This is a genomic window from Hydrogenophaga sp. A37, from assembly GCF_002001205.1.
In the GTDB taxonomy this organism is placed as follows: Bacteria; Pseudomonadota; Gammaproteobacteria; order Burkholderiales; family Burkholderiaceae_C; genus Hydrogenophaga.
The window spans coordinates 1-16,332 of sequence record NZ_MUNZ01000164.1; the positions used below are offsets into that span (position 1 = coordinate 1).

Here is a 16,332-nt window from a genome sequence, read left to right on the forward strand (position 1 = left end):
GCTGATCGTGGACGATTGCGATACATTCACACCAGTTCCTGCGCGCTTCCCCAGCGCCGCCACGGCAACACCGATTCTCCGTCCACGATCAGCCTGAAACAGGCGTCCACGATCGCTGAAATACGCAGTGTTGCACCACTCCGAAAAGACAGGGTACTCTTTCCTGTTATCAAGAAGCCCCTGAATCCACGACCGCTCACTGGTAATAAAACGGACCGACCCAATCGGAAGGCAGTAACTGGTAAGAGTTGTTGAATTGATTGATGTTGGGCGTGCCGCCATCGGCCCGCGTGTTGCCACGCGAAGTCATTCTTCGGCCCATGATGATGAACTCGGTGTTGGTGTTGGGGCCACGGTGAAACACGTTGCTTTCGAGGACCACATCCTCCAGGCCTTCACGGCTGTCGGGGCCATTGTTTTGAGGGCCGGAAACGCCTGTCCACGAGTTGTTGTCCGTGGCATCGCCCAGACGGTTGTTGCCAATGACGATCTGCCGTGAGGCCCAGGTGCTTCCTGAAATGCCATAGTTGTCATTGAAATCACCCAACCCGCCAGAATGCACCTTCAATGCATGCCGGATCCCATCGGCAGATCCACCGCGAAGTGCGTTGTGTGCGATGTATCCCTTGTGCATGGCCCACAGGCGAACCGTGTGTTGCTGGGCCGTTCCCATGTCGTTGCCCATGACGACGAAGCGAGTTCCCAAGCCAGCCATGCCAATATGAGAGTTGGTTGTGCTGCCCCGGAGCTGATTCTCCACAATGAACAGCTCTCTGGGTTGGGTGTACTGGCTGGGAGACAGCGTGTTGTTCTGAACGACATAATCCAGAGCACTGGCGATATTGATCTGCGTCACAGGTCCGCTGGTTGGTGGATCGAATGTGTTTCGATACAGGAGTAACTGGGACATGGTCGCGAACTGCTCAAACGTTTGAAGAAAGTTGAGGTCCATGATGGAGACATCACGCGGGAAAGCGGTCGAAGTGGGGCGAACCGTGCCAACCACGACGCTGCTCACGCGCGGTTTCGCTCCTGTGCCAAAAGCCCCCACCTGCACATTCTGGCTTCCATGCGGAATGGAGATGGAGCCGAACGTTTCACCCCTGCGAAGCAAAACACGGCGACCATTGAATGTGGCCGAACTGGGTAGCGCGGTCACTTGGGAAGCTCCCGTGGGGCAACCCGAGAAGTTCGCTGCAGCTGACACGCAGACCGTGCCTGTCCCGGAGTACACGGTATTGGGGTCGAGCACCTGAACGGTGATCGACTTTTCCGAATAGCCTCCCGCCTGGTCGGTGGCACGAACCCGTACCTGATAGGTGCCAGGAAGATCAAACACGTGTGCGGAAAGCGGCCCCCCCGACTGAGAGTTCTTCGGGAGGCCCGATACGGGCCAGCTCAAACCGCGGTCATCACCGAAGCTGAATGAATAGCGCACGTGGTGAAAAGGGTGCTGGCTGGTCAGGCTCGATGTGGTGCCCGTGGAATCAAACTGAACCGCCAGCGGTGCGGTGCCGCTGAGTCGTGTGGCTGCAAGCTGGGCCACGACCGATTGGGAAGTCCCAGCCGCAGGTGCTGGAGCAGGTGCTGGTGCTGGTGCTGGAGCTGGAGCTGGAGCTGGTGCTGGTGCTGGTGCTGGTGCTGGTGCTGGTGCTGGTGCTGGTGCTGGTGCTGGGGCAGGAGCAGGGGCAGGGGCAGGAGCAGGAGCAGGTGCAATGGTGGTAGCGGTCGTGGTAAGGAAGCACGACTTCACCGTCAGCGGTATGGGATCGTCAAAGGTGGCGTTCGTGCAGCTTGCTGGGCCGGTCAGCAGCCTGACACTGAATTGGCCAGCGGCGCCGTAGGCCACATTTTTCGTCCCTGAGAAACTGCAGGTATTTCCTTCATTGGCGCAGGCTGTGCTGCTGAATGACGCGCCGTTGATGATCTGTGTGCCAGTAGCGGGAGCGGGAGCGGGAGCAGGAGTTTCCGGTGGGGCTGCTGCCTCCATCTCAGTCACCGGCGCGGGAGCCTGAGCCTTCGCCGATGGAGGGGATTCGGGCGCGCGGGTTTCTCGGGGAGGTGGTGCTTCTGGCGCGGCGGAGCGCCGGGGCTCTGGCGACCGCTCGGCACGGGCCGCCGGAGGGGCTGTCGCTGCGGTCGGCGTCTGCGCCTGTGGTGCAACCTCAGCGTCAGGTGATTCCATGGTGGTGGGTGGCGGTGCCGCGGTGGAGGTGTCGGCCGCAGGCGCCGCCGGGCGCGGCAGGGACGTGCCCAACGCGGCCTCGCGCTCCTCGGGTGTGCCCCGGTCGAACTGCAGGAACAGCAGGCCGATGAAGCCCAGCACCGCCAATCCACCGAAGGCCTTCCAGGTCCAGACGCTGTCGTTGGCCGCCGGGCGCTGGGTGCGTGGCGGCACGATCCGGTCTTGCGCCACACTGCGGGCCTGGTCCAGTACCTTGTCCCGCAGCGCGGGGCCCGGCCGCGCGTCGTCGTGGGCGTTGGCCTCGCGGTAGCGCTGCAGCAGCAGGTCATCGTCGCCCACGGGGAGGTCGTCGCGGCTCACTGGACGACCTCCGTGCGGCGCACGGCAGTGCGTACTGGATGGGGTCGGAACACACGGTGACTCATGCGAACGCCTCCAGGGTGTCGCGCAGCCGGGCGCGCGCGTAGCGCAGGCGGCTCTTGGCGGTTTCGGTGCTCACGCCGGTGGCCTGGGCGATCTCGGACACGCTCATGCCTGCTTCGGCCTGCAGCAGAAAGGCCTCGCGCTGCACCGCGGGCAAGGCAGCGAGCGCGTCCAGCAGGGCCTGGGCCTGTTCGCGCGAGCTCAGCCGCCGCTCCGGGCCGAAGCCGGACTCGGCCGCCAGCGTGTCGGCCAGCGCGGCGCCGTCTTCACTCTCGGCGTCGAGGCTCGCGTGGTGTTTGTGGGTGCGCCAGTGGTCCACGATGCGGTGGTGGGCGAGGGTGAAGAGCCAGGTGCGAAAGCGGGCGCGGGCCTCGTACAACGGCGCCTGCCGCGCCACGCTGAACCACACGTCCTGCACCAAGTCGTCGGCCACAGCGTGGTTCTGCACGCTGCGCTGCACGAAGCGCCACACCGGCAAGCTGTGGCGGTCGTACAGCGTTTCAAAGGCGCGGGTGTCGCCCGCAGCGTAAGCGTGCATGAGGTGTTCGTCACTGAGGGCGGTGTCCGCTTCCATTCGAGCGATTATGGTGGGGTGTCAAAGGGTGGCACCGGAGCGGTTCCAGCCCAGGACACCGCCGGGCCGGCTTCGTCGGACGGCCAGTGTCGCCCCCCATTGGGGGGTGACGCCGCAGGCGGCGCTGGAGGTCAACTCGGGTCCGGTGCGTATCGCGTGTGGCGCGACCCAGGGAACGGCTGGGGCTGGGCCACGGGTTCCACATCCGGCGGCAGCACGCCCATGGCGATCAGGTTGACGCGGCTGTCGTAGCGGATGCGGATCACCTCGTCTGGGCGGGCGCTGCGGCGCTCGAAGCTGGTGTGACCGACCCAGGAGCCCTCGCGCTCGCCGTGGCCGGTGCCCAGTCGCGGGGCTGGGCTGGCGGAGCGGCGCATGGCATCGGCGGCTTCGTTGTGGGACTGGCTCTTGGCACTGCCCAAGCCGGCCACGGGCGATTCAGCAGCCGGCGCTGGCGAAGCGGGCGCGCTGCGTTCGAGTGAGGAGTGCTCCGATTCGTTGAGCTCGCGGCGTTCACGCCAGGAGGAGGGCGCTTCAGGCAAGGGCACGCTGGCGGGCGGTGGAGCGAGCTTCTCGCGGAACACGGCCACGCCGATCACGCCCACGTGGGCGGGGCGACCTGTGCGTGCCGCGTAGGAGCCCGAGAGGTTGGTGAAGTGAAACGCGGCGACCTCGGCGTCGCTTTTGCGCCAACCGGTGATGTCGTATTGCTGCCAGGGGCTGAGCACGTAGCCGGTCTGCTCCAGCGCGGCGGTTTCACCCGAGATCACGTTGACGCCATCGACCGACACCACGCTCATCACGCGGCCGTTCAACGCATTGCGCACCGACACGGCGTAGCGCGCGCCGGGGCGTCCCGCCACCCAGTACTCGCCTCGGTGCTGGTAGACCGAGAGGGTCTCGCCGCTGTCGCGGTCGACGATGTTGATGTCGGCGAGGCGCCCCACGGCGTGGGCCGGCAGCGCGGCCAGGACCGCGAGCGCGGCCAGCGCGGGTAAGGCGAGGCGGCGCAGGGTGTGGCAGGTGGTGTTCATGAAAGCTCCTGAAACAGGTTGAGGAGCTGACTGAAACGAACGGAACGGGACGATGGGGTTAAACCCGAGCCCATCACATTGAAACAGTTTGTGCGCGGCGCGCGGAGGCGCGATTCAGCAGACGGAGCAACCCGCCAGCGCCAGCGCCACACCCGCGCGGGTGTGCTCGGTGAGGTGATCCAGAAACACCTGGGTGCGTTGGGGAAGGAATTTGCGGCTCGGCAGGGCGGCGTAGAGCGTGAAACGCCCGGTGATCCACGGCGAGAGCACCCGGGCCAATGCGCCGCTGGCCAGGTGGGGCGCGGCCAGCTCAACGGCGGTGCCGGTGATCCCCGCACCGTCGAGCGCGGCGCGCAGCAGCGTGTCGGTGTGGTTGGCCCAGAGCACCGGCTGCACATCGAGCAACACCTCATCGCTGACCGTGTCTGATCGGAACATGCGCCATTGACGGCCGCGCAGGCCGGCATCGGGCTTGATGCGCAGGCAGTCGTGTTGCAGCAGGTCCTGCGGCGTCTGCGGCGTGCCTTTGCGTGCCAGGTAAGCAGGCGAAGCCACCAGAAAGGTTTCGGTGGAAATCACTTTGCGGGCGATCACGTTGGCATCGAACGCCGCGTCGGCGCCGATCAGGGTGATGTCGTACTCCTCGACCGGTGGCTCCCGGTGGCTGACCACGTCGATGTCGAGCTGGATCTGTGGGTAGCGCTGGTGAAAGCTCGCCACGATGGGGGCGAGCACGTGCGAGGCCAGCACCGGCGGCGCCAGCACCCGGAGCACACCCGAGAGCTGGTGGGTGCGCGAGCTCACGAGCGAGTCCGCGTCGTCCAGGTCAAGCAGGATGTGGCGCACGCGCTCCAGGTAGGCATCGCCCGCATCGGTGAGCGACTGGCGTCGGGTCGTCCGGTGCAGCAGGCGCGCGCCGAGGTGCTCCTCCAGGTCGGCCACCAGCCGCGTCACCACGGCGGGCGACATGTCGAGGGCGCGTGCGGCGGCCGCAAAGCCGCCTTCGTCCACGACTTTGAGGAACACACGCATTGAGGTCAGACGGTCCATGGGGCAATTGTGGGGGGCATCAATGGGTTGATTGTTGCTGATGTCACAACGGACTATCGCTGATCTGGTGGTTTTTCTTCTTGGCGTGAAATTTTAAAGTTCACCCATCGCAGCGAAAAACGCTTCTGAAACACAACGCAAAGAAGCGATACCGCAGCGAAAAGACACCCGGCCCCTGGGCCGGCACGATCGCTCTGCCATTCACCACTTCTTGAAAGGAAGCACCATGAAAGCCTCTTACCTCTCCACCATCGCTCTTGCCGTCGCCGCCTTGTCGGCCGGTCAAGCCTTCGCCGCCGACACCGACGCGCCGCTGACCCGCGAGCAAGTTCGCGCCGAGCTGGTGCAAGCCCAGCGCAACGGCGACGTGATCGCCGACAACGAGTCTGGCATGACGCTGCGTCAGATGTACCCCGGCCGCTACGACGCCGCGACGTCTGTGCAGGCCCGGTCCCGCGCCGAGGTGCAGGCAGAGTTGAAAGAAGCCCAGCGCAGCGGCGACGTGATCGCCGATGCCGAGTCCGGTCAGACGATGAAGCAGCTGTTCCCTGCCCGCTACCCAGCCGCCACCGCGACCGCCAGCATCAGCCGTGAAGATGTGCGTGCCGAACTGCGCGAAGCCCAGCTCAAGGGCGAAGTGATCGGCGACAACGAGTCCGGCAAGAAGCTCAACGAGATCTACCCGAACCGCTACCCGACCGCCGTGGCCCAGGGCAAGACCCGCGCCGAGGTGCTCGCCGAGCTGAAGGAAGCCCAGCGCACCGGTGACATCGTGGCCGACGGCGAATCCGGTCGCAAGCTGAACGAGCTGTACCCGAGCAAATACAAGAACTGACCCCCCTGCGCTGCTGCGCAGCTTCCCCCGGGGGGACCACGCCCTTGGACCGGCGAAGCCGGATCCTTGGCGTGTGCTGGGTGGGGGCATCCCCTGGCTCTTCCGCTTCTTCTATCTGGTACAACCTCGCGCTGCATTCACAGCAACAGGACCAGACATGAAGACCTTCAACAAGGTGGTGCTTTACACCGGCACCGACGGGCGGGCTGCGTTTCGCGACGAGACGGTTGAACTCAATGAAGGCACGCCAGCGGCGTGCCTTTCGCCGTTGATGGCCTCAGGCGGTTTTCAGCTGCGTGAGAGCCCGGTCGGTTTTCGCAGCCAGTTCCATTGCACCGGGGCGCCGCAGTGGCTGTTTGTCTTGCAGGGGCAGATGGAGATCGGCTTGCAGGATGGCAGCTCCCGCACGTTCGGTCCGGGCGAGCATTTCTACTCGGCTGACACCTTGCCCGATGGCGCGAGCTTCGACCCGGCGGTGCATGGCCACTGGAGCCGACAGGTGGGGGATCAACCCCTGGTGACCCTCTTTGTGAGAGGGTGAATCGCTGTTCGCCAGGGCGGCCTTGTTCGACACTGGCGGATCGTTGCACTGCCATGGTCACCGTTGAATTCGCCCCCAGCCTGCGCCGCCATGTGGACTGCGTGCCGCAACAGGTCGCGCCTGGCGCCCTGCGTGAGGCGCTTGAAGCGGCGTTGCGGGCCGCCCCCGAGCTCGCCCACTATGTGTTCGACGACCAGCGCGCGGTGCGCAAGCACGTGGCGGTGTTCGTCAACCGGCAGCTGGTGACGGACCGTGTCTCGCTGAATCAGCCGCTGGAAGCGGGCGACCGGGTGCTGGTGGTGCAGGCCCTCAGCGGTGGCTGAGGGCACTCAACCTCTGAAGGAACTGGTTATGCAAACGCTGTTGCTCGCCACCCGCAAGGGCCTGTTTGTCCTGAACGGCGAGGGCGCTGAGTGGGCCATCACCGCCCACCACTTTCCCGGTGAACCGGTCACCAGCGTGCTGATCGATGCCCGCGACGGCGCCTGGGTCGCCGCGCTGCGCCTCGGCCACTTCGGCGTCAAGCTGCGCCGCAGCACCGACCAGGGCCGGACCTGGCAGGAGATCGCTGCCCCCGCTTTTCCGCAGAAGCCGACCGAAGGTCCCCTGGCCGACGACACCACGCCTTGGAACGTGGACCTGATCTGGACGCTCGCGGCCGGTGGCACCGATGAGCCCGGTGTGCTGTGGGCCGGCTGCATCCCGGCCGGCTTGTTCCGATCCACCGACTTCGGCGCCAGCTGGACGCTCAACACCGCGTTGTGGGAACAGCCTGGGCGTCGCGATTGGATGGGTGGTGGCTACGACCACGCCGGCATCCATTCCATCGTGGTGGACCCTCGCGATGCGCGGCATGTGACGGTGGCCGTGTCGGTGGGCGGCGTCTGGCAAACGCGCGATGGGGGCGAACGCTGGACCCTCATCGCCAGCGGCATGAAGGCCGACTACCTGCCGGCCGACAACGCCGAAGACGGCAATGCGCAAGACCCGCACTGCATGGTGCAGTGCGCCGCGAACCCGGATGTGCTCTGGGTGCAGCACCACTGCGGCATCTACCGTTCCACCGATGGCGGGCGGCATTGGAGCGGCATCCCAGCGCCCGCGCCGTCAGGCTTTGGTTTCGCCGTGGCCTGCGACCCGAACAACCCGCAACGCGCCTGGTTCGTGCCGGCGCAGGCCGACGTCTGCCGCTTCCCGGTGGATGGGCGCATGGTGGTGAACCGCACGGACGACGGTGGCACCAGCTTCCAGACCTTCTCCAGCGGCCTGCCGCAGGCCCACGCCTACCACCTGGTCTACCGTCACGGGCTGGATGTGAGCGCCGACGGCCAGACGCTGGCGCTGGCCTCGACCACGGGCGGGCTGTGGGTGAGTGGCGATGCCGGCGAGCACTGGCACCTGGTGTCGAACGATTTCCCGCCGGTGGCGGCCTTGAGGTTCGTTTGAGCCCAACTGCCCAGGGCGCTTCAGGCGCTGGGCGGGGTGTCTGGCAAGCGCAACCGCAACAACGCGCGCACAAACCCGTGGTCGCTGCGGCTGCGGTCGCGGCCTTCGAAGAGGTGGTCGTTGAAGACCTCGACGCGCCGCACGTCGCCGATGGACGCCCGGCTGGTGGCCACGAATTCTTCGCTCACCAGCACCTGGTCGAGCACCTCGGGGTAGCCCTGGTGGATGTGGGAGAACGCCACGTCGCGGCGCAGTGCGGCCTCACCCATCACGTCCCAGGCGTTGAAGAGCGCGTTGTCGCGCGCGCCCTTGTCGTAGGCCACCTGCGAGGTGGCGGCGATGAGCTGGGTGGTCACACTGTGCGGCCCGTCATTGAGGTCCCCCATCACGATCAGCGGCAGGCGCGTGCGGTGCAGCAGCTCGACCACTTTCAGGCGCAGCGCCAGCGCTTCACCGGCGCGCATGATCAGCGAGCGCAATGAGCCCACGGCCTGCACCGTGGGGTCTTCCGAGTCTTCAATCGAGCGGCCTTGCGCGTCCTGCAGGTACTTGGGTCGCTTGGACTTGAGGTGGGCCGTGATCACGGCGACCTCCTGCCCGTGTTTCATCCGCAGCGTGGCCAGCAGCGGTGGGCGCTCGAAGCGGGTGTGTGGGCCGATGCCGGGCACCTGCACCACGGCGGCGGCGGGGAAGTCGGTGATCGACTGGATGGACTCGACCTTCAGCCGCGTCACGATGCCGACGCGAGGCGTGCCCTGTGCCCCCGACTGACCCGGTCCGTTCTCGGCACCGGGCACGCTCACCGTGCTGTACTGCAGGCCGCTGCGGGCCACGGCCGCGCGCAGCGCCAACTCGTCCCAGACCTCCTGAACCACCAGCACGTCGGCGTTGAGCACCCGGAAGCGCTCGCCGAGCCAGCCCACCTTGCGCTCAAACTCGTTCTGGCTGTAGGGGTCCTGGCCGTCATAGAAGTGGCGACCGGGCTGCGCCAGGTTGAGCACGTTGCAACTGGCCACCATCAGGGTGGCGAAGCGCGAAACGGGAGGCGGGATCATGTTGGGCATGACCTCACTGTAACCAGCCGGTTCTTCTCAGGGTGCTGCTGGTTGAGGGATGCCCGTCAGCGGCAGGCGCACGCGCACGGTGAGGCCGCCACCCGGTGTGTCGTCCAGCTCCACCAGGGCACCGTGCAGCTCGGCGATCTCGCGCACGATGGACAGGCCCAGGCCACTGCCCTTGCCGTCACCCGGCGCCAACCGCACAAAACGCTCCATCACGCGCTGGCGGTCGGCAGGAGCGATGCCGAGTCCGGTGTCGCTGACCTCCAGGACGGCCCAGTGAGTGTCGGCGCGCAGGCTGACATCGATGCGCACCGGCGCGGTGGCGTGGTTCAGCGCGTTGTCGATCAGGTTGTCCACCAGGGTGCGCAGCGCGTGCGGGTCGCCATGCAGGCTCACTGCTGAGGCGCCCGCCAGCCCCAGATCACAGCCCAGATGCTCCGCGCGCGCGGAAAACGCCGACACGGCCTCACGCAGGATGTCGTCCAGCTGAACCGGGCCGAGGAGGGGCTGACGGGCACCGGGTTCGAGTCGGGCGAGCTGCAGCAGCTGCGACGAGAGCCGGGTCGCGCGCTCGATGCCCGCGTCCAGCTCGTCCAGTGCGGAGGGCCATTCGGCGGGGCCCAGCCGTCGCGCCAGTTGGGCCTGCAGCTTGATCGCCGCCAGCGGTGTGTTGAGTTCGTGGGCGGCATCGGCGAGAAACCGCTTCTGGTTCGTGATGAGCTGGTCCACGCGTTCGAGCAACTGGTTGAGGGTGTCTGCCAGAGGTGCAATTTCGTCGGGCAACCCAACGGCATTGACCGACTTGAGGTCCTCGGGGCTCCGCTGGGACAGGTCGTGACGCAGGTCTTCTAGCGGTCGCAGCGCCCGGTTGACCCCAGCGTTGGTGAGCAAGCCCAGGGTGACGACGAGCAGGCTCAGTGGAACCATCAGCCAGGGTGTCAATGAGTAAAAATGGCGCCTCCGAATCTTTGTGGTGATCGCAATCTGCACGGTTCGAAGTTCGCTCGGCAGCGCGTACAGGCGCCAACTCTGGCCCTGCCAGGTCACGATGTGGTGACCCGGTGGTTGCAGCGGCGGGCCGACATCCGCCAAGGACGAGTAAACGAGGCGACCGGAACGGTCCCAGATCTGGCTGACGAACTGGTCCAGGTCCTCGTCGGCCAAGGTCTGCGAGGTGATCACGGGGGGTGGCAGTTCGGGGGCGGCTTCGTCGTGCCGCATCACGGTCTGGGCAATCTGTTCCAGGCCAAGGTCACGCACGTTGTTGAAGCCGCTCCAGGTCAGTCGTGCTGTGAGGAAGCCGACCACCAGGGTGGTGATCAGCACCGAAGAGATGAGCCACAGCAACAAGCGGGCGCGGATGGAGTTCAAGGCACCTGCACCAGCTTGTAGCCCACACCGCGCACGTTGACGATCCAGGGTTCCCCAAGCTTGCGCCGCAGATGGTGCAGGTGCACCTCCACCGCGTTGCTGACGATGTCTTCGCCCCAGCCATACAGCTGGCTTTCGAGTTGCGCCACCGAGAGCACCGCCCCTGGCTGACGCATGAACGCCGCGAGCAGATCGAACTCGCGTTGCGAGAGCGCCAACGCCGTGCCCGCCAGTCGCACTTCGCGCTCGATGGGGTGCAGTTCCAGTCGCCCCAATTGCAGGTGCGGTTGACCGCGTCCGGCTGGGCGGCGTGCCAGCGCGTGGATGCGCGCGCACAACTCGTCCAGGTCAAAGGGTTTGGTGAGGTAGTCGTCGGCACCCAGGTTCAACCCCGCGACACGGTCGGGTACAGCGTCCCGAGCCGTCACCAGCATCACTGGAGTGTGCTGACCTTCCTTGCGCATCCAGCGCAAGATCTGCAGCCCGTCCACCTGGGGCAGGCCGATGTCGAGCAGGACCACGTCGTAGCTGTGGGTGCTCAGGGCGTCGATGGTCTGGTTGCCCATGCGCACCCAGTCCACCTGAAAGCCGGCGAACGCCAGGCCCTTTTCCATGCTGGTGCCCAGCATGACATCGTCTTCGGCAAGCAGCAGCTTCATGGGAGCGTTCCTGGTATGCAGGCGAAAAAAAGGCGGGTGTGAACCCGCCTTCCGGAAAAGAACCCTGAGATCAGGATGTCTGCTCCACCGCCACAGCCGGCTTCACTTCATCTTCAACCACCATGGATTTTGATGAGTTTTGACGCGTGGCACCTTGATTTCCGGTTCAGCGGATGCGTCCGTAGCTGGTGCGCAACGGGTCGGCCGGGCCGCCGCGCGGTGCGTCACCGCGTGGACCACCGCGGCCGCCGCCACCACCGCCCCGGTTGCCGTTGCGTGCGCCGCGGCCACCGATGGAGTCAATGCTGGTGCGCAGGGGATCGGGCTGACCGCCAGGGGCTGCGGCGCGTGCGCGAGGCTCGCGGATGCGCAGTTGGCCCAGGTGCGCATTCGGGCCGGGCTGGCGCTCGCTGCCGTCACCGCGGTCCTCGCGCGGCCCACGGTCTTCACGCGGCCCGCGTTCAGCGCGCTCGGCGTTGCGTGGTGCGCCACCGTTGCGCGGCGGGCCATTGCGGGGGCCATTGGCCGGGCCGTTGCGGCCGGGGCCGCCATTGTTGCGGCGACCGTCGGCGCGTTGACCGTCGCGGGCGCCTTCGCCACGCGGCTGGCCGTCACCTTGCGCAGCCGGGCGCTGGCGCTGGCCACCCCCGTTGCCGCCACCGTTTCCACGGGCGCCTTGCGGTGCGTCGCTGGCTTTTTTCTCGCGCACGCGTTGCAGCATCTCGGTGCGCGCGGCCTTGGCGGCAGCGGCCATCACGTCGCGGCTCGGCGGCTTGCCGGCGCCGCCCCAGATGGTCTGGCGGCCCATGGCGATGGGTTCGGCACGCTCACCCGGTTCGGGCATGAACTCCTGGAAGATCTGCACCGGAATCTGCTGCTTGGTGAAGCGCTCAATGTCCATCATGAAGCCTTCTTCGTCCAAGCTCACGAGGTTCACGGCTTCACCGCTCTTCCCGGCGCGGCCGGTGCGGCCGATGCGGTGCACATAGTCTTCGCTGACGTTCGGGATCTCGTAGTTCACCACGTGCGGCAGCTCGTCGATGTCGATGCCGCGGGCCGCGATGTCGGTCGCTACCAGGGCGCGGATGTCGCCGCTCTTGAAGCCGGCCAGCGCCTGGGTGCGCGCACCCTGGCTCTTGTTGCCGTGCAGGGCCATGGCCTGGATGCCGTTTTTCGTCAGGAACTCGGCCACGTTGTTGGCGCCGAACTTGGTGCGGGTGAACACCAGCACCTGGCTCCAGTTGTGCTGGTTGATGATGTGGACCAGCAGGGCTTTCTTCTTGCCACGACCCACGGGGTGGATCACCTGGGTGATGCGCTGCACCGTAGTGTTGCGCGGGGTCACCTGGATGCTCAACGGGTCCTTGAGCAGATTGTTGGCGAGGTCGCGGATTTCATCGCTGAAGGTGGCCGAGAACAGCAGGCTCTGTTTGTCCTTGGGCACCAGGGCCAGGATTTTCTTCACGTCGTGGATGAAGCCCATGTCAAGCATGCGGTCGGCTTCGTCGAGCACCAGCATCTGCACGCCGGAGAGGTCCAGGAAACCTTGTTGCTGCAGGTCGAGCAGGCGGCCGGGCGTGGCCACGAGGATGTCCACGCCGCGCTTCATGGCGTTGATCTGCGGGTTCATGCCGACACCGCCGAAGATGACGGTGGAGGTCAGCGAGAGGTGTTTGCCGTAGGTACGCACCGACTCTTCGACCTGAGCGGCGAGTTCGCGGGTGGGCGTGAGCACCAGGGCGCGGATCGCGACACCGCCGAATTTGCTCTTGGCCCGCTCACCAACGCTCAGGCGGTGCAGCATGGGCAGGGTGAAGGCGGCGGTCTTGCCGGTGCCGGTCTGGGCACCGCCGAGCAGATCGCGCCCGGCCAGCACGGCGGGAATCGCCTCGGCCTGGATGGGAGTGGGGGTTTCGTAACCGTGCTCGCGCACAGCTTGGACGATGGCCGGGGCCAGGTTCAGTTCTTCGAAGTTCATTAAAGGTGTGGCGCCCGTCCAGGGCGCTGGGGGCATCTGCCTGTTCGGACCTTGTGGGGACCGTTCAGTAGAAGGCAGACAGGATTCAGAAGGGTGGGTCTGCGGGTCCAAAAACTTGGGACGCTGACCCTCCAGCAGGGTGCTGGTGTTGGATGTCACTGATACAACACAACGGCTGCATTGTCGCACGTCTTTTCACACAGGCACTCGAAGATGCTTGCCGGAAGCTTCCGGAGCGCTCACATAATGGTGCGGATTTCGGAATTTGAACCCGTGGTGCGGCCGCCTTGCTGCGCCTCAGCCTGCTGATCTCATTTCTTCTCAGCCCCGATGAACGCTCCAAAGATGCTCCGGTTGGGCATGGCCAACGACGCCAGCAAACTGCGCCCCACGCTGCAGGACTGTCTCGAAGCCGCGCTGTCGATCTCGGACTCGATGATCGACGAACTGCTCGAAGGCCTGAACGCGGCGCTGGACCCTGATCGGCCGGGTGCTGCCCCATCGTCCGATGATCCGCTCCAGCTTGAACTGGTGGAGCAGCTCACGGAAGAAGCCGATGCGCTCAAGCGCACCTGGCATGAGCAATTGCGCAAGGTGCTCTATCACGGCAGTGTGCTGGATGCCACAGGGCCCGCTGCCGTTCGGTTTGATGACCTTCGCCAGCTCGATGACCGGTCGATCGACGCCACCATCGGGTTTGCCGTGGCCGAGCAGGCGATCCGCAGCGCCAGCGCCGAACAGTTGCCCAGGCTCAATGCCCTGGTCAGCAGCCTGATGGGTTGGATGACGGTGCAGCCCGAACTCAACCCGCTCAGGCCCGCCGCATTTGCCCATGCCCTGCGTGAGCTGCTGGTTCGCCATGTTCCCGACGATGCCCAGCGCGGTGCGCTGTTGTCCCCTGCGGCCGGCATGTTGGGCGAGAGCCTGCGACAGGTTTATCGTGAACTCATTCAGTGGCTGCTGGTGCATGGCGTGGAGCCCGTGGTGGGGCCGACTCCGATGGCCCAGCGGGAGCAGGGCCCGCAAGGTGCCGTGGGGCGAACGATGCTCACCCTCGGCCGGTTGCGGCAGTTGCTCGCAGGCGACCTGAGCAACGAAGAATCGGGTGGTCAGACTTTTGTGCACACGGTGCCCTTGTCCCTGACGGCGCTGGAAGACATGGACCTGATCGAGCCGCTGATCCAACGCTTGCGGTTACGGGCGAGCTCCACAGAAGAGCCGCCGGTGAAACCCGAATTGCCCATCATTCTGGAGAACAACCTGGGCCGCCTGCTGGGGCAGGAGGTGGTTCGGCTCATGCTGGACAACCTGACACAGGACGAGCGCCTGTTGCCCGCCATACGGCAACAGATTGGTCTGCTGGAGCCCATCCTGATCAAGCTGTCGCAGGCCGACCCGCGTTTTTTCAGCGAGCGCCGACACCCTGCGCGTCAGCTGCTGGAAGAAATCACCCAACGCAGCCTCGGCTATCAGGGGCAGAACGACCCGGGGTTTTCCAAGCTACTGGAGTCGATCATCGACGCGGTGTATTCGCTCAACCGGGCTGCCGCCACCGAGGAGGTGTTTGCCCGTCTGCTCAAACGCCTGCGCCGGCGCTGGGAGCAGGACGACGCCATCAAGAACCAGATGCGGGCCGAGGCTGCCCGTGCGCTGATGCACGCCGAGCAACGGCACCTGCTGGCCGAGCGGCTGGCCGCCGACTTTCAACGCCAGACGCAGGACAAAGACGTTCCCGAGTTCGTGCTGCAGTTCCTCTGCGGGCCCTGGTCGCAGGTCGTGGCTGAGTCGCAATTGGCTGGTGTGGTCCCGGTCGAGACGGACGAACCCATCGATCGGGTCGCGGAAGACCTGATCTGGAGCGTGCAGACGGATCTCATCCGGCGTGACACCGACCGTCTGGTCAAGCTGGTGCCCCGCCTTTTGGGGCAACTGCGCCAGGGTTTGCAACGGATCGAGTACCCGCCCGATCTGACAGCCCGGCTGTTCGACATGCTGGTTGCCGTGCACGAGCAGGCCTTCGACCGCCCGGCGGCGCAGGAGACAGGCGACGAGCCGTTGGGGGCAGAGATCCCCACGTTGATCGAACGGGTGGACGACCCGGCGCTCGCGGTCGTGCCAGCGCCCGCAGAACACGGCGAGACCTTCTGGATGGCCCACAGCGAGGCCGCGGATGCGGGCTACGTGTCCGAGGAGCCGGTGCCCATCGCACCTGATGCGGTGGACGCTCAAGGTGCCGATCTGGCGACCGGCGCCTGGGTGGATTTGCTGATTCAGGGCACCTGGGTGCGGGCCGAGCTGACCTGGACGAGCCCGCATGGCAGCCTGTTCATGTTCATCTCCGCCAAAGGGCTGGCCCACTCCATGACCCGTCGCACGCTGGATCGCCTGCGCAATGCCGATCAGTTGCGGGTGGTGTCGCGCGGCGGCATGGTCGAGGGCGCGCTCGACGCTGTCGCTCAGCTCGCCTTGCGCAACCAGAGTGAAGCCGATGGCGACGCCGAGCCAGGAACCACCCCGTGACCACCACCACCTTCGGCTACAACGCAGTGCAGGACCGCATCTGGATGCGGGTGCACGAGCAGGACAGCACCGTCTGGTTCACCCGCCGCATGGTCATCAGCATTTTCAGCACGGTGCTGCCCTCGTTCGAGGCGTCCACGCCGGGCGAGCAGGGCGGCGCCAGCCCCAGAGCCCGCGCTTCCATCGAGCACGACCTGTCGCTCCATGAGGCGGCCCCGGGGCAGAGCCCACCGCAGATTCGCGCCGGCCACGAGTCGCCGGGCGCCAAGAGCGATCCACAGCAGCGCCTGTGCCAGAAAATCAGCACCCAGACCAACAGCCAATCGGTCAACATGACCTTCGACACCAGCAGCGGGCCGCTGATCGTGCGACTGAGCCGCAAGGGCATGCACCTGTGGTTTCAGGGGCTGGCCATGGTGCTCAAGCAGGCGCGCTGGAACCTGCCTGAAGCCTTGCCTGAATGGCTGCAATCCGGGGTCTTGCCGCCAGCCATGCAGGAATTGATCAGGAAGCCTTTGCCAGACAACCTGGATGACGATTGAAGCCCGGGCGATAATCGAAGACTTCTTTTTTGGCAGTACAGCGGCAGGACAGCAACGGCTCGACATGTCTTTGTTGAAACGGGGCCGCAACAGCGCTGACGCGCTGTGGCCTG

The 16,332-nt window shown here is 65.9% G+C and carries 16 protein-coding genes; 8 read left to right on the plus strand and 8 right to left on the minus strand.

From position 1 onward, the window contains the following. Positions 1 to 196: 196 nt before the first annotated feature. On the minus strand, positions 197 to 1,546 hold the full coding sequence (locus tag B0E41_RS26825) for a PKD domain-containing protein (RefSeq protein WP_143433964.1): 1,350 nt from the start codon (positions 1,544 to 1,546) through the stop codon (positions 197 to 199). Between B0E41_RS26825 and B0E41_RS27395 the strand changes: the two genes are divergently transcribed. Both B0E41_RS27395 and B0E41_RS26830 read left to right on the plus strand, forming a co-directional pair. Further along, complete coding sequence (locus tag B0E41_RS27395; protein ID WP_216350800.1) at positions 1,525 to 1,725, plus strand: hypothetical protein; 201 nt, start codon at positions 1,525 to 1,527, stop codon at positions 1,723 to 1,725. The genes B0E41_RS26825 and B0E41_RS27395 overlap by 22 nt on opposite strands. Positions 1,726 to 2,312: 587 nt before the next feature. Beyond that, on the plus strand, positions 2,313 to 2,495 hold the full coding sequence (locus B0E41_RS26830) for a hypothetical protein (protein WP_143433965.1): 183 nt from the start codon (positions 2,313 to 2,315) through the stop codon (positions 2,493 to 2,495). A 111-nt stretch (positions 2,496 to 2,606) separates the two neighbouring features. On the opposite strand, the gene B0E41_RS22140 is transcribed toward B0E41_RS26830, so the two are convergent. The 3 genes from B0E41_RS22140 to B0E41_RS22150 form a co-directional block, all read right to left on the minus strand. Next, a complete protein-coding gene (locus B0E41_RS22140; RefSeq protein WP_253195088.1) occupies positions 2,607 to 3,182 on the minus strand; it encodes a sigma-70 family RNA polymerase sigma factor in 576 nt (191 codons plus the stop codon). Between the two features lie 131 nt (positions 3,183 to 3,313). After that, positions 3,314 to 4,216 (minus strand): hypothetical protein, encoded by a 903-nt coding sequence (locus tag B0E41_RS22145; protein ID WP_077334543.1) that lies wholly within the window; start codon positions 4,214 to 4,216, stop codon positions 3,314 to 3,316. 114 nt (positions 4,217 to 4,330) lie between these two features. Continuing rightward, entirely contained in the window at positions 4,331 to 5,266 is a 936-nt protein-coding gene (locus B0E41_RS22150; RefSeq protein WP_077334545.1) for a LysR family transcriptional regulator, read from the minus strand. 226 nt (positions 5,267 to 5,492) lie between these two features. On the opposite strand from B0E41_RS22150, the gene B0E41_RS22155 reads away from it, so the two are divergent. The 4 genes from B0E41_RS22155 (at position 5,493) to B0E41_RS22170 (ending at position 8,088) form a co-directional block, all read left to right on the plus strand. After that, the gene (locus tag B0E41_RS22155; RefSeq protein ID WP_077334546.1) at positions 5,493 to 6,101 is read left to right on the plus strand and encodes a DUF4148 domain-containing protein; all 609 of its coding nucleotides are present in this window, start codon (positions 5,493 to 5,495) and stop codon (positions 6,099 to 6,101) included. A gap of 157 nt (positions 6,102 to 6,258) precedes the next feature. Then, positions 6,259 to 6,642, plus strand: coding sequence for a hypothetical protein (locus B0E41_RS22160; RefSeq protein WP_077334548.1), 384 nt, complete (start codon positions 6,259 to 6,261; stop codon positions 6,640 to 6,642). Between the two features lie 53 nt (positions 6,643 to 6,695). Further along, a complete protein-coding gene (locus tag B0E41_RS22165; RefSeq protein ID WP_077334550.1) occupies positions 6,696 to 6,965 on the plus strand; it encodes a MoaD/ThiS family protein in 270 nt (89 codons plus the stop codon). A gap of 28 nt (positions 6,966 to 6,993) precedes the next feature. Further along, positions 6,994 to 8,088 (plus strand): sialidase family protein, encoded by a 1,095-nt coding sequence (locus tag B0E41_RS22170; protein ID WP_077334552.1) that lies wholly within the window; start codon positions 6,994 to 6,996, stop codon positions 8,086 to 8,088. Between the two features lie 20 nt (positions 8,089 to 8,108). On the opposite strand, the gene B0E41_RS22175 is transcribed toward B0E41_RS22170, so the two are convergent. From B0E41_RS22175 to B0E41_RS22190, 4 genes are all read right to left on the minus strand, one after another. Beyond that, complete coding sequence (locus tag B0E41_RS22175) at positions 8,109 to 9,152, minus strand: endonuclease/exonuclease/phosphatase family protein (RefSeq protein ID WP_253195090.1); 1,044 nt, start codon at positions 9,150 to 9,152, stop codon at positions 8,109 to 8,111. A 27-nt stretch (positions 9,153 to 9,179) separates the two neighbouring features. Further along, positions 9,180 to 10,520: an ATP-binding protein gene (locus B0E41_RS22180; protein WP_143433966.1), complete on the minus strand. Its 1,341-nt coding sequence runs from the start codon at positions 10,518 to 10,520 to the stop codon at positions 9,180 to 9,182. After that, positions 10,517 to 11,179 carry a response regulator transcription factor gene (locus B0E41_RS22185; protein WP_077334556.1) on the minus strand — a complete coding sequence of 221 codons (663 nt, stop codon included), beginning with the start codon at positions 11,177 to 11,179 and terminating at the stop codon, positions 10,517 to 10,519. Before B0E41_RS22185 ends, B0E41_RS22180 begins: the two co-directional genes overlap by 4 nt. 166 nt (positions 11,180 to 11,345) lie before the next feature. Beyond that, positions 11,346 to 13,157 (minus strand): DEAD/DEAH box helicase, encoded by a 1,812-nt coding sequence (locus B0E41_RS22190; protein ID WP_077334558.1) that lies wholly within the window; start codon positions 13,155 to 13,157, stop codon positions 11,346 to 11,348. A 330-nt stretch (positions 13,158 to 13,487) separates the two neighbouring features. On the opposite strand from B0E41_RS22190, the gene B0E41_RS22195 reads away from it, so the two are divergent. Further along, positions 13,488 to 15,677, plus strand: a complete 2,190-nt coding sequence (locus tag B0E41_RS22195) for a DUF1631 family protein (RefSeq protein WP_077334560.1) — start codon at positions 13,488 to 13,490, stop codon at positions 15,675 to 15,677. Beyond that, positions 15,674 to 16,219, plus strand: coding sequence for a hypothetical protein (locus tag B0E41_RS22200; protein WP_077334562.1), 546 nt, complete (start codon positions 15,674 to 15,676; stop codon positions 16,217 to 16,219). The genes B0E41_RS22195 and B0E41_RS22200 overlap by 4 nt, the downstream gene beginning before the upstream one ends. The last annotated feature ends 113 nt before the right edge of the window (positions 16,220 to 16,332 follow it).